The organism is Ruegeria sp. J8 (genome assembly GCF_056531925.1).
The window spans coordinates 474,737-489,379 of record NZ_JBQFMR010000003.1 but is presented as its reverse complement, the minus strand read 5'-3'; the positions used below and the strand labels follow the sequence as shown (position 1 = coordinate 489,379).

Below are 14,643 nucleotides of genomic sequence, written 5' to 3'. Positions count from 1 at the left end.
GCGCCATGCGGCCTTTTCGGCAATCTGAGGACAAGACATGAGCGTCCCCGCCATTGAGCTTAAGGGCATTTCCAAAGCCTTTGGGCCGGTTCAGGCCAACAAAGACATCTCGATCAGCGTCACTCCCGGTACGATCCATGGGATCATCGGTGAAAACGGCGCGGGCAAGTCCACGCTGATGAGCATCCTCTACGGCTTTTACAAGGCCGATAAGGGCGAGATCTGGATTAACGGTACCAAGACCGACATCCCGGACAGCCAAGCCGCGATTGCAGCGGGCATCGGGATGGTGTTCCAGCATTTCAAGCTAGTGGAAAACTTCACCGTTCTGGAAAACATCGTTCTGGGCGCCGAGGACGGAGGGCTGCTGGCCCCCTCGCTGTCCAAAGCGCGTAAAGAACTGAAAGCGCTGGAAGAAGAATACGAGCTGTTCGTCGACCCCGACAAGCGTATCGACGAGATCGGCGTGGGCATGCAGCAGCGTGTCGAAATTCTCAAAGCACTGTATCGCAAGGCCGAAATTCTGATTCTGGACGAACCCACCGGGGTTCTGACCCCGGCCGAGGCCGATCAGCTGTTCCGCATCCTCGACCGGCTGCGGTCCGAGGGCAAGACGATCATCGTGATCACCCACAAGCTGCGCGAGATCATGGAAAACACCGACACCGTCTCGGTCATGCGGCGTGGTGAGATGACGGCCACAGTCAAAACCGCCGATACCAACCCGCAGGAACTGGCCGAGCTTATGGTTGGGCGCAAAGTGCTGTTGCAGGTTGATAAACTGCCCGCAAAACCCGGCCAGCCCGTGCTTGAGATTGAAAATCTGAGTGTCACCGATGGTGCGGGTGTCGAGCGGGTCAAAGGCATCGACCTGACCGTCCGCGCGGGTGAAATCGTGGGGATAGCTGGGGTTGCCGGAAATGGTCAGTCTGAACTGCTTGAGGTTCTGGGCGGGATGCGTCCGGGTCAAGGCACGATCCGCCTGAACGGCGCGCCCTTGGTGCTAAGCGGGGCGGGCTCGGATGGTCAAACCCGCCGTGCGCAAGGCATTGCGCATGTACCCGAGGACCGCCAGCGCGAAGGTCTGATCATGGACTTTCACGCGTGGGAGAACGTGGCCTTCGGCTATCACCGCGACCCGGCCTACAAGCGGGGGCTGTTCATGGACAACTCCGCCCTGCGCGCTGATACAGAGGCCAAGATGGAAAAGTTCGACGTCCGCCCGCCCGATGGCTGGCTTGCGGCCAAGAACTTCTCGGGCGGGAACCAGCAAAAGATCGTCGTCGCGCGCGAGATCGAGCGGAACCCCGATCTGTTGCTCGTCGGTCAACCCACCCGCGGCGTGGATATTGGCGCGATCGAGTTCATTCACAAACAGATCGTCGCTCTGCGCGATCAGGGCAAGGCGATCTTGCTGGTCTCGGTCGAGCTGGAAGAGATCTTCTCGCTGTCCGACCGGATTGCGGTGATGTTTGACGGACATATCATGGGCGAACGCCTGCCCCATGAGACGGATGAAAAAGAGCTGGGCCTGCTGATGGCCGGTGTTGCGGGAAAGGCCGCGTGAAGCATGGATAAAATGCCCAAATGGGCCGATGTCGTTCTGATCCCGCTGATCAGTCTGGTACTGGCCGCAATCCTCTCGGCGCTGGTGATCCTCGCCATAGGTGAAAACCCTATCGAGGCCGTGAACCTGATGGTCACCGGCGCGCTGGGGTCGACCTATGGCTGGGGCTATACGCTGTATTACGCGACCAACTTCATGTTCACCGGTTTGGCCGTAGCCGTGGCATTTCACGCGCGTCTGTTCAACATCGGCGGTGAAGGTCAGGCCATGCTGGGCGGTCTGGGCGTCGCCATGGTGTGCCTCTATATTGACTGGCCACACTGGAGTATTGCCCTGCTGGCCGCCTGTGTCGGATCGGCCCTGTTCGGTGCCATGTGGGCGGCAATTCCCGCCTACCTGCAAGCCAAGCGCGGCAGCCACATCGTAATCACCACGATCATGTTCAACTTCATCGCGGCAGCTTTCCTGAACTATATGCTGGTCAACGTGATGCGCCCGCAGGGCTCGCAAGACCCGGCAACCGCGCGTTTCCCCGAAACGGTGCATTTGCCAACCTTCCAATCCATGTTCTCGACCGCCGAGAATGCTCTGTTCCGCGGCGCGCCCGCGAATATCTCGTTCTTTGTGGCCTTGCTGGCCTGTGTCGCGGTCTGGGCGCTGATCTGGCGCACGCGGCTGGGCTATGAAATCCGCGCCTACGGCCATTCGGAAACCGGGGCCGTCTATGCCGGGATTTCCCCGGTGCGCATAACCATTATCGCCATGCTGATCTCGGGCGGATTGGCCGGAATGATGGCCATCAACAACGTCATGGGCGAGGCGGAACGTCTGGTCCTGAACTCGACCGAGGGCGCAGGGTTCATCGGAATCGCCGTGGCGCTGATGGGGCGGTCGCACCCGTTCGGGGTGTTCCTTGCCGCGATCTTGTTCGGGTTCCTTTATCAGGGTGGCGCAGAACTTGCGCTGTGGACCTCGATCCCGCGTGAGCTGATCGTGGTGATTCAGGCGCTTGTTATCCTGTTCACCGGAGCATTGGACAACATGGTACGGATGCCGCTTGAAAAGCTGTTCCTGAGTCTGCGGAAAGGAGCGCAGTGATGGAGGCCTTCGTAACTCTTATCCAAGTCCTCGATTCGACAATTCGACTGGCAACGCCGCTGCTGCTGGCCTGTCTGGCGGGGCTCTATTCGGAACGCGCGGGCATCTTTGACATCGGGCTTGAGGGCAAGATGCTCATGTCCGCCTTCTTCTCGGCCGCCGTGGCCGCTGTGACCGGCTCGGTCTGGCTGGGCCTTCTGGCTGGGATCGGGGCTTCACTGATCCTGTCGGCCCTGCATGGCGTTGCTTCGATCACGTTCCGGGGCAATCAGCTGATCTCGGGCGTGGCGATCAACTTCCTAGCCTCGGGGATGACAGTTCTGGTCGCACAAAGTTGGTTCCAGCAGGGCGGGCGAACCCCGTCCCTTTTCGGCGGGGGCCGGTTCGAGCCGATCAACTTCCCCTTTGCCGACGCGTTGAGCAGTGTGCCTATCATTGGGCCAATATATTCCGAGTTACTTTCAGGGCACTCGATCCTCGTCTACGTCGCTTTCCTGATGGTGCCGCTGACGTGGTGGATTCTGTACCGCACCCGTTTTGGCCTGCGTTTGCGGGCCGTGGGCGAAAACCCGGCCGCCGTTGATACGGCCGGGGTCTCGGTCGTGGGACTGCGCTTTGCTGCCGTGGCAATTTGCGGTGTTCTGTGCGGGATCGCGGGCGCCTATCTGGCGACCGCCCTGCAAGCCGGCTTCGTCAAAGAAATGACCGCCGGTCGCGGGTTCATCGCACTAGCCGCGCTGATCTTTGCCAAGTGGCGGCCCTGGCACGCGATGGGTGCCTGTCTCCTATTCGGCCTGCTTCAGGCAATTGCGCTGCGGTTCCAGAATATCGACCTTGGCGGTGTCATCATCCCTGTACAGGTCATGGACGCGCTGCCTTATATCCTGACCGTGGTCATTCTGGCCGGGTTCGTCGGCAAGGCTGTACCGCCCCGCGCGGGTGGCGAACCCTACGTGAAAGAGCGCTGATAGGTCCAGTTTCAGGATTCCTTTCAGTCCTTTTTGCTGCAGAGCGGCATGTAGAGTTGATTTTACATGCCGCACCCGCTCTAAAGAGGTATGCGAGTGTTTCCTGTGATAGCTGTCCTTGGAAAAAAGCCCACTGTGGCCGGGTTTCTGCGGATTGCCTTAGCGGGTCACAACCGGCTTCCGTCATTTTCTGTTGAAACGAGCTTTGCGGCGTTGAACGGCGCATCTGGCCTCAAGTACTAGTTTATCATGCAGATTTACCTTCCCATTGCCGAAGTTTCCGTCAACGCCTTTCTGCTGCTGGGACTCGGGGGCATGGTCGGGATTCTATCCGGCATGTTCGGTGTCGGTGGCGGGTTTCTGATGACGCCGCTGCTGTTCTTCATAGGCATCCCCCCAGCTGTCGCAGTGGCGACCGAAGCAAACCAGATCGTCGCCTCGTCCTTTTCCGGGGTGTTGGCTCATTTCAGGCGAAAGACCGTCGACCTCAAAATGGGGACTGTTTTGCTGACGGGGGGCTTAATGGGCGCGGCCCTTGGGGTGGTGGTATTCAACTACCTCAAAAGCCTCGGGCAGGTCGATCTGCTGGTCACACTGTGCTACGTCGTATTTCTGGGCGTAGTCGGCAGCCTGATGTTTATCGAAAGCCTGAATGCGCTGCGCAAGTCTAAAAAAGGCGGGGCCGCGCCCGCAGCGCGCCGTCAGCGCGGCTGGGTCCACGCGATGCCGTTCAAGATGCGCTTTCGCACGTCCGGCCTTTATATCTCGGTTATTCCGCCGGTTCTGGTCGGCCTGTGCGTGGGCGTTTTGTCCGCCATCATGGGCGTGGGCGGCGGGTTCATCATGGTGCCCGCGATGATCTATCTGCTGGGAATGCCGACAAAGGTGGTTGTTGGGACCTCGCTGTTTCAAATCATCTTCGTCACGGCCTTCACCACGATGTTGCACGCAACCACGAACTACACGGTCGATATCGTGCTGGCTGTCCTACTGCTAGTGGGCGGTGTTGTCGGGGCGCAGATCGGGACCGTGATTGGCGCGCGTATGCCGGCTGAGCAGCTTCGGGTTCTGCTGGCCGCGCTGGTTTTGGTGGTGTGCGGTAAACTGGCGCTGGACCTGCTACTGGAACCGTCCGAGCTGTATTCGCTTGGCGCGGAAGGGGGGCATTGATCATGCTGAAACGGCTGATCCTGTTACTTGCCCTCTGCACCACTCCAGCTTTGGCCGAAGAAGAATCCGTAGTGCTTGGCCTCAGCCAGGACCGCGTTGCAATCACTGCAACCTTCGACGGGTCCGAGATACTGATTTTTGGTGCCGTCAAACGCGAAACACCGATCCCGGACGGCCCTCCGCTTGAGGTGATCGTCGCCGTGGCCGGGCCGTCCAGCCCCGTAACTGTCCGGCGGAAAGAGCGTAAGCTGGGCATCTGGGTCAACACCGACAGCGTTCTGGTCGACCTCGCCCCCAGCTTTTACGCCGTGGCCACAAGCGGACCACTGAAGGAAATCCTATCGGATACCGAGGATCTGAGATACCGCGTCTCGATCGAACGAGCCATCCGCTCGGTCGGAGCCGCTATGCACATCAAGGGCGCGCAGGATTTTGCGGATGCCGTAGTGCGTATTCGCGAGGATGAAGGCCTCTATTCGATCCGCGAAAACACCGTGGCGGTGGATGAGCAAACCTTGTTCAGAACCTCGATCGCCATGCCCGCTGACCTGACTGAGGGCGACTATGCCGCGCGAATCTTCCTGACCCGAGGTCGCGAAGTGATCTCTGAGTTCGAAACAACGATTGACGTGCGCAAGGTTGGGTTAGAGCGGTTCCTCTACAACATGTCCCGCCAACAACCGGTGTGGTACGGGCTTATGTCGCTGGTCATCGCTATTGCCGCTGGTTGGGGCGCCTCCACGGCCTTCCGCCTGCTGCGCGAAAACTGATCTAGCCGCGCCCGATATAGGGCATCGTCGTGGCCATTACCGTCATGAACTGCACATTCGCTTCGGGCGGCAAAGACGCCATGTGCAGCACGGACCGGGCTGCATCCTCAACATCCATCGTGGGATCCGGCTGCTGTCCCGCAGCAACGGCGCTGTCGACCAGTCCCTGCACCATCTGCGTTCGCGCGTTGCCGATGTCGATTTGACCGCAGGCAATGCCAAAGTCGCGCCCATCCAGCGACAGGCTGCGTGTCAGCCCCGTGATCGCGTGTTTGGTCGCCGAATAATGCACCGAATTCGCCCTGGGGACATAAGCGGCAATCGACCCGTTGTTGATGATCCGGCCGCCTTGCGACGACTGGTGTCGCATGATCCGAAAGGCTTCGCGCGCGCACAGGAACATGCCGTTCAAGTTCACGTTGACGCTTTGGTACCAGTCGTCCAACGCGATCTCATCAATTGTACCACCGGGGGCAAAGATGCCCGCGTTGTTGAACAAGACATCCAGCCTGTCTGCCCGGTTCGAAAACGTCCGAAAAGCCCGCGCGACCGCGACCGGATCCGTCACATCTGCCGCCAGCGCGATCGCCTTGGAATGTTGTTGCGCTATTTCATTCAGCTTTTCGGCGCTACGGGCCAACAGGCCGACGGTCCAGCCGTTGTTCAGAAACAGCTCGGCTGTGGCGCGCCCTATGCCCGAGCTTGCGCCGGTTACGATGATCGTCTTCATGTCTCTTCCGCCTCCAATGTCAGCGAGGCCGCCGGAACCGCCCGCAAGTCATCAATGCGTAACGGATAGGTCGGCTTTGCCAGACGATTGCGCACGACCCAGATCAACCGCTCCTGCGCGCGCGTGATCGCCACATAAGCCAGACGTTTCCACAAAGGCTGCCCGGCCTCGGTCCGGCCCATCCGAGCGGCGGCATAGATATCCGGTGCAAAGACCTGCACTGTGTCCCATTGCGACCCCTGCGCCTTGTGGATAGTCACGGCCGCCCCATGCAGAAAAGTCGCGCCCATGCGGGCGGCATAGGGGATGAACGGCTCTTCCTCATCCGGCATTTCGATTTTGACGATCGAGGCCGCGCTGACCTGCGGGTCTTCGGCCCCCATGACATGCAGGCGCGAAAAACCCGGCTTGCGACCCGGCCCCAGATAAACAACCTGCGCCCCTTTGATCAGCCCGCGCGCCTCAAGGTCCAGACGCTTCTTGCGATGCTTCAAGGGCAGTTCGATCCCATCACAGATCAGCGGCTCGCCTTCCAGCAATTCAGTATCCGGGGCACCATGCACCTGCCGAAACGCCTGAATCAAACGAATGCGGGTCGCATTGCGCCACACCAGAACCGGGCTGCGGGCCATCAGATCAACCTCGACCCGCTGCCCCCACAGAACGCGGTCATCCTGCCGGGCCGTTTGTTCAACCAGACGCTCGAAATCTTCAAACCCCATGGCAGGGTCCGCCAGCGCATGGGCCAGATCCAGAATGGGGTTGTCTGCCGTCTGACGATGCACGCGATGCAGGATTTGTTTTCGCGGCTCGGGCAGACCGTCAAACACCATGCTGCCCGATTGATTGACCGGAGCCAACTGCGCCGGATCGCCAAACAGCAACAGTGTCGGGAAAATCTCCTGCAGGTCCTCGAACTGCCGGTCGTCCAACATCGAGGCTTCGTCTACGAACCCGATATCCAAAGGTTCTTCCCGACGTTTCCAGCCAGTAATGAAATCCGACCCGCGCAGCCCAGCAGCAGCCAAAGCACCCGGAATGGATTTGTTGTTTTCATAAAACGCGGCGGCACGGTCCAATGCCTCGTCCGTCAACCCTTCGATTTCGGGGCGTTCGTCGTTTCCGGCCAGCCACTCGGCAATCCGCTCATATTCGGGGTCATAGACCGGCGTGTAGAGAATACGGTGGATCGTGGTCGCAGGAACGCCGCGCAACCGCAACACACTGGCCGCCTTGTTGGTGGGCGCTAGAATAGCAAGGCTGCGTTTGTCCCGCGCCTTGCGGCTTTCAAAATCGCCCGAGACGATCTGAACGCCAGTTTCAGCCAGCGCCTTGTAAAGCTCGGCCAACAGCAGCGTCTTGCCCGACCCAGCCTTTCCGATCACCGCCATCACACCGGATTTGCCATTGCCCGGCAGTTTCAGAAGGGCATCGTCATCCAGATCAACGCCTGCCGACCTCAACATCTCGGCGATGTTGTCATAAGCAGCGGCTTGGTCGTCCGAGAAGGTCACTAAGGGCGTAGACATGGCGCGACCCTACAAGGCCGCGCCCGCCATCACCAGATGCGGTTTCCGGTTTTCAACAGCTTATGCCGACAGAGCAAACCGATGCTGCCGACCGGTGCCAAACGCGGTCTTGAACCAAAGGCGCGACAGTTCACGCGGGATACCGGCACGCTCGGCCACACGGTTGCAATCGTCGGAAGAATAAGGCCACAACCCGACGGAAATCTGATCACGCCCATTCCCTTCCGAGCCAAGAACGACCGGAGACGACCCTATCAGCCGGTAAATCCGAATCATGCGCGCATCAAACACACCCGCGATATGAGTCAGGCCGAACCCTTCCATGATTTCACCCCCGCTTAGCATAATGGCACCGGCGGTATGTGGGCTGGCCGTTCGGGACAGGCAAAAGCGTGTCACCTCCCAGATCAGGGGGCTGTTGATCGGTTCACCCCCGGTCAGATGCCCGAATACTTCGTTCACCATAACGCGCCCAGTGGTAGGCAACACACGCATGGACCCGCCGTGACTACCATCCTCTTCTTCCCAGATAACGTAGAGCGGGTTCAGATCGTCATACTGATCCCTCTCTTCCCCCTTTTCGTTTATACGCACGTCCCAACCCAGCCGGGTTTTGAATTGATCGGCCCGGTCGCGGAACATTCCGTCGGCGAGATCCGGAAACTTGTGAAGTTCGTCGGCAAACAAATAGCGCAGCATGACTTTTTCCCCTTGTCGTCCTGTGCAAGAACGAAGGGGGTACAAAGTCGTGGTTAATTTCCGGTTCGAGGGGCGCGCGGTCGTTAAACGACTATTAATCCCCGACTGAGCGCCGTTGCGATCGCGTGGGTGGTATTCTGTGCCCCAAGCTTGGCGCGGGCGCTTTCGATATAAACACGCAGCGTGTGTTCAGAGATTGACAAGGAATGCGCCACTTGCGCTCGGCTATAGCCCAGCGCCAGAAGGGTCATGGCATCCACCTCGCGTGGGGACAGCCCGCGCGGCGCATCCGGTTGACGGTCGCGTTCAAACTCCAGCGCCTTTCGATTGAAATAATGCGCAATCAGGATCAGCTCACGCCCATGGGTATCGATGAAAGCTTTCCAACTGGCATCGTCGCAGGTGTGGTTTACGGTGAACAGCGCAAACTGGCCGTTCGGGCCCCGGATCGGGATCGAATAGCCCTGGTTGCCTACCCCGTGCTCCAACGCGTCCTGTAGGAAATTCTTCGCCACCTTGCCGGACCAGTCCAGAGATTTCCAATCCACAGGATGAAAGCGCTGAAAGCATCCCAGGATGACGGGGTCAATACGGTGGTAATTCCGCTCGAGATATCTTTCGGCCCAGGCGTCGGGATAGGTCGTATACCCGTACTGGTCCCCGGCCCCGTCGACCCAATGATAGATCAGATGCTCGATGTGCAATCGGTCGCGTAATCCAAGGGCGACCGCACCCAATTCATCAAGCGTGCTGGTGTTTTCCAAGTCCTCCAGGACCTGAGCCATATCCAGATCTGTTCCCATTCGCGGGCGTCCGAGCCTCATCCTTCAAGGACGCAATCTCGGCCGCTGCGATCAGCTTGGTGTCATCCAACTGCTCGGCAAGGGCGGTCAAACCGTTCTCAACCGCAAAGGCGTTGAGATCCGACAAAACGTCCAGTATCCACTCATTTTTCGCCATCTAGAGTCGCTCCGAAACGGTTAACGAAGGGTTAACACAACCATAACATGTGCAGTGTTTTTTAGGCTATTCACTGGTTTCTACTCCCCAAAAATAGCGGGGCCGGGTTCTGCAAGTCGTTGAAAAGGATCACCTGCGCATAAAACGCAGCGCGCCCGCGAACCTGACTAACGATTCGCGGGCGCGATTTCTGATAGAGCAGGTCGGTTATCCGCGTGCGTCCAGAACCTCTTCCAGAGTCCGCATGCCAGTGCGCGGTGCCTGAACCAGAACCGACATGTTGCCCGGTTTATGTTCGTTGCGCATCATTTTCATGTGGGCTTCGGGCAGCTCGTTCCACGCAAAGACTTCAGACATGCAAGGGTCCAGACGACGTTCGACCATCAACTGGTTCGCAGCGGACGCCTGTTTCAGGTGCGCGAAGTGCGAACCTTGCAGGCGCTTCTGGTGCATCCACATGTAACGCACGTCGAAGGTCAGGTTATAGCCGGTTGTTCCGGCGCAGATCACGACCATACCGCCCTTTTTCACAACGAAGGTCGAGACAGGGAAGGTGCTTTCGCCGGGGTGTTCGAACACCATGTCGACATTCACACCCTTACCGGTGATGTCCCAAATGGCCTTGCCGAATTTGCGGGCCTCTTTGAACCACTCGGCATATTCCGGCGTGTTGACGGTAGGCAGCTGACCCCAGCAGTTGAAATCTTTGCGATTCAGAACGCCCTTTGCGCCCAGACCCATCACGAAATCACGCTTGCTTTCATCCGAGATCACACCGATCGCATTTGCGCCCGCCGTATTGATCAACTGGATCGCATAAGATCCCAGACCACCCGAAGCGCCCCAAACCAGAACGTTCTGACCGGGTTTCAGATCATGCGGCTCGTGACCGAAAAGCATCCGGTAGGCGGTGGCCAGTGTCAGCGTATAGCAGGCGCTTTCTTCCCAGGTCAGGTGCTTCGGGCGCGGCATCAACTGCTGCGCTTGGACATTGGTGAACTGGGCAAAAGACCCGTCCGGTGTCTCATAGCCCCAGATACGCTGGCTGTCGGAGTACATCGGATCGCCGCCATTGCAGGCTTCGTCGTCGCCGTCGTCCTGATTGCAATGGATCACGACCTCATCACCCACTTTCCAGCGGCGCACTTTGTCTCCCACGGCCCAGACGATGCCCGAAGCATCCGAACCCGCGATATGGAACGGTTGACCGTGACCGTCAAACGGGCTGATCGGTTTGCCCAAAGATGCCCAGACGCCGTTATAATTCACACCTGCCGCCATCACCAGAACCAGCACCTCGTGGCTGTCCAGCTTGGGCACATCGACCACTTCCAGCTGCATGGCCGTGTCCGGCTCGCCATGGCGCTCCTTGCGGATTGCCCACGCGTACATCTTCTTGGGTACAAACCCCATCGGAGGGATCTCACCCATTTCATAGAGGTCTTTTTCCGGCGCGTCGTAGGTCGCGATACCGCTTTCGGTGTCCAAAGCCATGTTGGCCTCCTTCCATCTCAATGTTTGCCGCGATGCAGAATCGCAGTCCTTACCAGATGAAATATTGGGCCTTGAGAAATATTGCAACCAATTTTGTATCTATTTTGTAATTTTATGACCCAGCGGATGCAGAAACTCTCTTTGCGAGCGCAGCATCTCCGAACTCCACATCACCCGGAGCCGAGGCCGCATAATACTCCAGCAGGTCAACCCTTTGACCAGATTGAGATATTTTCCCGTCCACTTGTTTCAGAATCCGCCTTTGGACAAGTTGATCCAAAGCTTGGGTGATTGCAGCCTCACTCGGGTCGGTCAAAGTTCCGTCACGTCGCATGGCCTGCTCGACAAGGCTGCGCACATCATCCTCCAGCAACTCAGTTCGGTCTTGGATCAGCTTGCAGATCGCAGGCAGCGGCACCAACGGGATTGCATCCTTGATACGTCCCATCAAAGCACGAGCGAGGTCAGTCATGACGTCTTGTTCATGTTCGGCCCGGAAGTCCTGCAACGAAATGGGCCGGCCATAGCGCACCGACGCCAGACCAAAGCGCGTATAGCGCCCGATCAGTCGGCGGCCGATCTGCTTCAGAATCCACCCGGTGATCACTCCGATCCGAGCCCGAAACCGCCTCTCACTCCCAAGTGCAGCCTTGGTCAAGATTGTGTCCTCAAGCACCCGGTCATAATTCAGCGCAACAGGAACAAACACCACGTCCTTGCCGCCCGGCTTGGTTCCGTCCAGTATGTATTTCAACAGACCAAGCTTGGGGCGCCCTAAGGCACCGGTCAGACTAAGCCCCCCTTCAGGGAACATGGCCTGCGTCACCCCCGCTTCGGTCGCGTGTCGCACGTAACAAGCCAGTACCTGCCGGTACAGCTCACTGCCCGATCTGCGCCGGATAAAGTAGGCCCCCATGGCCCGGATCAAGCGGCTGAGTGGCCAAACTCGTGCCCATTCCCCCACCGCGTAAGACAGCGCTGAATGTTGCGCGGCCAGATATGTGACCAGCACGTAATCCATGTTGCTGCGGTGGTTCATCACGAACACAACGGTCGCATCCGGGTCGATAGTCTTGATTGCCTCTTCATCCTGATAGCTGAGCCGCACGTCATAAAACGCATTACTCAGCATCCGCGCCAACCTTATGGCGATGCTGAAATAGGCGACGGCTGAAAAGGAGGGCACGATTTCACGCGCATAGCGGCGGGCCATTTCGAAGGCCACCGCCTCGGGCACCCCGGTTTCGCGGGCATGGTCTTGCACAGCCTGCCCCACCTGCGGGTCATAGATCAGACGTTGGATCATGTCGTGCCGCTCGGCCAACTTGAACGGTTGGATCGGGCGTTGCAGGCGGGTGTTCAGGCGTTTGACTGCGCGTTCAAGACGACGGCGAAAGAACCACCGCACCGAAGGGAACAGGAAATGCGAAGCAAATGTGACCGCGGCAAATACCAGGATCAGCAAAAACAGCCAAAGCGGAAGCTCCACGGTCTCAGTCATGCGCGCACCCTGACAGCAAACGTTGCGTCCTACAATCACAAGAACCACATATGCCGCAACGCAGCGAATTGACATATCCCAAAAATTGCGCTTTAGAGGCTTCGTGAGTAATTTTATTGCCCAGGAAAGACACGAGGCCCAGCTATGACGCAGATGCAGAAAGATCGCCCCTGGCTCATCCGAACCTATGCCGGTCATTCCACCGCCAAGGCGTCAAACGCGCTGTATCGCGGCAACCTGGCCAAAGGTCAGACTGGCCTTTCGGTCGCTTTCGATCTGCCGACTCAGACGGGGTATGACAGCGACCACACTTTGGCGCGCGGCGAAGTCGGCAAGGTCGGCGTACCGATCAGTCACTTGGGCGACATGCGGGTACTGTTCGAACAGATTCCGTTGGAACAGATGAACACCTCGATGACCATCAACGCGACCGCGCCGTGGTTGCTGGCGCTGTATATCGCCGTGGCCGAGGAACAGGGCGCGGATGTGTCCAAGTTGCAGGGCACGGTTCAGAACGATCTGATCAAGGAATACCTGAGCCGCGGCACCTATGTGTGCCCGCCGAAACCGTCGCTGAAGATGATCGCGGATGTGGCCGAGTACTGCTATACCAACGTACCGAAATGGAACCCCATGAACGTGTGTTCCTACCACCTGCAAGAGGCTGGCGCGACACCTGAACAAGAGCTGGCTTACGCGTTGGCAACAGCAATCGCTGTTCTGGACGAGCTGCGCCCGCGCGTACCGGCCGAAGACTTCCCCGCGCTCTGCGGTCGGATATCGTTCTTTGTGAACGCGGGCATCCGTTTTGTCACCGAGATGTGCAAGATGCGGGCCTTTGTGGATCTTTGGGATGAGATTCTGAAAGACCGTTACGGTGTAGAAGACCCCAAATTCCGCCGCTTCCGCTATGGCGTGCAGGTGAACTCGCTTGGCCTGACCGAGCAACAGCCGGAAAACAACGTCTATCGCATCCTGATCGAGATGCTGGCCGTGACCCTGTCGAAGAAAGCCCGCGCCCGCGCAGTTCAGCTGCCTGCGTGGAACGAGGCGTTGGGCCTGCCGCGCCCCTGGGATCAGCAATGGTCCATGCGGATGCAACAGATTCTGGCCTATGAGACCGACCTGCTGGAATATGGCGACTTGTTCGACGGCAACCCTGCTGTCGATGCCAAGGTTGAAGACCTAAAGGAAGGTGCACGCGCAGAACTGGCCAACCTGGATTCGATGGGCGGTGCGGTCGCCTCGATCGAATACATGAAATCCCGCTTGGTGGATTCAAATGCCGAACGCTTGAACCGGATCGAACGAAATGAGACCGTCGTGGTCGGCGTGAACAAATGGACCGAGGGCGAGCCCTCGCCGCTGCAAACCGAAGATGGCGGCATCATGGTAGTTGATCCGGCTGTCGAGCAGGAACAGATCAACCGCCTGAACGAGTGGCGGTCCGAGCGTGACGACGCCGCAGTCTCCGCAGCGCTCGCGGCTTTGCGCGAAGCGGCGCAGACCGGTGCCAATGTCATGGAGCCTTCGATCGCAGCCGCCAAGGCGGGCGTCACCACTGGTGAATGGGCCGAAGAGATGCGCAAGGTCTACGGCACCTACCGCGGACCCACTGGTGTGTCAGGGTCGGTCTCGAACAAAACCGAAGGGCTGGACGAATTGCGCGCCGCTGTGGATGCGGTCAGCGACAAGCTGGGGCGTCGTCTGAAATTCCTGGTCGGCAAGCCGGGGCTGGACGGCCATTCCAACGGCGCAGAACAGATCGCCTTCCGCGCGCGCGATTGCGGCATGGACATCAGCTATGAAGGCATCCGCCTGACGCCCGAGGAAATCGTCAACGCCGCTATCGAAGACAAGGCACATGTGATCGGTCTATCAATCCTGTCGGGCAGCCATATTCCGCTGGTCGAGGACGTCATGACGCGCCTGAACGCGGCCGGATTGGACGTGCCTGTGATCGTAGGCGGCATCATCCCGGATGACGACGCCGAGAAATTAAAAGCGATGGGTGTTTCCGAAATCTACACACCCAAAAATTTCGAACTGAATGCGATTATGGGTGACATCGTGACTCTGGTCGATCCGCAAAATCTGGCGGCGCAATAACAGTTCTGTTTCTTTCTGGATTCTCAATTTCTATTCCTTGAGAAAAGG

At 58.6% G+C, this 14,643-nt stretch carries 12 protein-coding genes and 1 pseudogene; 6 read left to right on the top strand and 7 right to left on the bottom strand.

From position 1 onward, the window contains the following. Positions 1-37: 37 nt before the first annotated feature. The 5 genes from ACR0L1_RS09110 to ACR0L1_RS09090 all read left to right on the top strand — a co-directional run bounded on the left by ACR0L1_RS09110 (position 38) and on the right by ACR0L1_RS09090 (position 5,573). Positions 38-1,567 (top strand): ABC transporter ATP-binding protein, encoded by a 1,530-nt coding sequence (locus ACR0L1_RS09110; protein WP_170784865.1) that lies wholly within the window; start codon positions 38-40, stop codon positions 1,565-1,567. 3 nt (positions 1,568-1,570) lie between these two features. Then, positions 1,571-2,665, top strand: a complete 1,095-nt coding sequence (locus ACR0L1_RS09105) for an ABC transporter permease (protein ID WP_170751759.1) — start codon at positions 1,571-1,573, stop codon at positions 2,663-2,665. Next, complete coding sequence (locus tag ACR0L1_RS09100; RefSeq protein WP_170789742.1) at positions 2,665-3,633, top strand: ABC transporter permease; 969 nt, start codon at positions 2,665-2,667, stop codon at positions 3,631-3,633. Before ACR0L1_RS09105 ends, ACR0L1_RS09100 begins: the two co-directional genes overlap by 1 nt. Positions 3,634-3,882: 249 nt before the next feature. Further along, positions 3,883-4,803: a sulfite exporter TauE/SafE family protein gene (locus ACR0L1_RS09095; RefSeq protein WP_170772506.1), complete on the top strand. Its 921-nt coding sequence runs from the start codon at positions 3,883-3,885 to the stop codon at positions 4,801-4,803. Positions 4,804-4,805: 2 nt separating this feature from the next. Beyond that, a complete protein-coding gene (locus tag ACR0L1_RS09090) occupies positions 4,806-5,573 on the top strand; it encodes a TIGR02186 family protein (RefSeq protein ID WP_170772508.1) in 768 nt (255 codons plus the stop codon). Position 5,574: 1 nt separating this feature from the next. Here the strand turns inward: ACR0L1_RS09090 and ACR0L1_RS09085 are convergent, their stop codons facing one another. From ACR0L1_RS09085 to ACR0L1_RS09055, 7 genes are all read right to left on the bottom strand, one after another. Continuing rightward, positions 5,575-6,303: an SDR family oxidoreductase gene (locus ACR0L1_RS09085; protein WP_480858352.1), complete on the bottom strand. Its 729-nt coding sequence runs from the start codon at positions 6,301-6,303 to the stop codon at positions 5,575-5,577. After that, the gene (locus tag ACR0L1_RS09080) at positions 6,300-7,832 is read right to left on the bottom strand and encodes an ATP-dependent DNA helicase (protein ID WP_170789739.1); all 1,533 of its coding nucleotides are present in this window, start codon (positions 7,830-7,832) and stop codon (positions 6,300-6,302) included. The genes ACR0L1_RS09085 and ACR0L1_RS09080 overlap by 4 nt, the downstream gene beginning before the upstream one ends. 60 nt (positions 7,833-7,892) lie before the next feature. Then, positions 7,893-8,531 (bottom strand): acyl-homoserine-lactone synthase, encoded by a 639-nt coding sequence (locus ACR0L1_RS09075; protein ID WP_480858350.1) that lies wholly within the window; start codon positions 8,529-8,531, stop codon positions 7,893-7,895. A gap of 83 nt (positions 8,532-8,614) precedes the next feature. Further along, positions 8,615-9,334: a helix-turn-helix transcriptional regulator gene (locus tag ACR0L1_RS09070; protein WP_170789737.1), complete on the bottom strand. Its 720-nt coding sequence runs from the start codon at positions 9,332-9,334 to the stop codon at positions 8,615-8,617. Then, on the bottom strand, positions 9,273-9,491 hold the full coding sequence (locus ACR0L1_RS09065; protein WP_170784701.1) for a hypothetical protein: 219 nt from the start codon (positions 9,489-9,491) through the stop codon (positions 9,273-9,275). Before ACR0L1_RS09065 ends, ACR0L1_RS09070 begins: the two co-directional genes overlap by 62 nt. A 207-nt stretch (positions 9,492-9,698) precedes the next feature. Next, positions 9,699-10,985 carry a crotonyl-CoA carboxylase/reductase gene (gene ccrA / locus ACR0L1_RS09060; RefSeq protein WP_170772516.1) on the bottom strand — a complete coding sequence of 429 codons (1,287 nt, stop codon included), beginning with the start codon at positions 10,983-10,985 and terminating at the stop codon, positions 9,699-9,701. A 112-nt stretch (positions 10,986-11,097) separates the two neighbouring features. Beyond that, positions 11,098-12,486 (bottom strand): 1-acyl-sn-glycerol-3-phosphate acyltransferase, encoded by a 1,389-nt coding sequence (locus ACR0L1_RS09055; protein WP_480858347.1) that lies wholly within the window; start codon positions 12,484-12,486, stop codon positions 11,098-11,100. 141 nt (positions 12,487-12,627) lie between these two features. Between ACR0L1_RS09055 and ACR0L1_RS09050 the strand changes: the two are divergent. Further along, a pseudogene (locus tag ACR0L1_RS09050) lies at positions 12,628-14,595 on the top strand (methylmalonyl-CoA mutase family protein); the annotation flags it as partial. Between the last annotated feature and the right edge of the window lie 48 nt (positions 14,596-14,643).

What these genes read in the sequence shown, in the direction of transcription:
- ACR0L1_RS09110 (WP_170784865.1), top strand. Translation starts at nt 38, where the DNA reads ATGAGCGTCCCCGCCATTGAGCTTAAGGGCATTTCCAAAGCCTTTGGG.
- ACR0L1_RS09105 (WP_170751759.1), top strand. Translation starts at nt 1,571, where the DNA reads ATGGATAAAATGCCCAAATGGGCCGATGTCGTTCTGATCCCGCTGATC.
- ACR0L1_RS09100 (WP_170789742.1), top strand. Translation starts at nt 2,665, where the DNA reads ATGGAGGCCTTCGTAACTCTTATCCAAGTCCTCGATTCGACAATTCGA.
- ACR0L1_RS09095 (WP_170772506.1), top strand. Translation starts at nt 3,883, where the DNA reads ATGCAGATTTACCTTCCCATTGCCGAAGTTTCCGTCAACGCCTTTCTG.
- ACR0L1_RS09090 (WP_170772508.1), top strand. Translation starts at nt 4,806, where the DNA reads ATGCTGAAACGGCTGATCCTGTTACTTGCCCTCTGCACCACTCCAGCT.
- ACR0L1_RS09085 (WP_480858352.1), bottom strand. Translation starts at nt 6,303, where the DNA reads ATGAAGACGATCATCGTAACCGGCGCAAGCTCGGGCATAGGGCGCGCC.
- ACR0L1_RS09080 (WP_170789739.1), bottom strand. Translation starts at nt 7,832, where the DNA reads ATGTCTACGCCCTTAGTGACCTTCTCGGACGACCAAGCCGCTGCTTAT.
- ACR0L1_RS09075 (WP_480858350.1), bottom strand. Translation starts at nt 8,531, where the DNA reads ATGCTGCGCTATTTGTTTGCCGACGAACTTCACAAGTTTCCGGATCTC.
- ACR0L1_RS09070 (WP_170789737.1), bottom strand. Translation starts at nt 9,334, where the DNA reads ATGGGAACAGATCTGGATATGGCTCAGGTCCTGGAGGACTTGGAAAAC.
- ACR0L1_RS09065 (WP_170784701.1), bottom strand. Translation starts at nt 9,491, where the DNA reads ATGGCGAAAAATGAGTGGATACTGGACGTTTTGTCGGATCTCAACGCC.
- ccrA (WP_170772516.1), bottom strand. Translation starts at nt 10,985, where the DNA reads ATGGCTTTGGACACCGAAAGCGGTATCGCGACCTACGACGCGCCGGAA.
- ACR0L1_RS09055 (WP_480858347.1), bottom strand. Translation starts at nt 12,486, where the DNA reads ATGACTGAGACCGTGGAGCTTCCGCTTTGGCTGTTTTTGCTGATCCTG.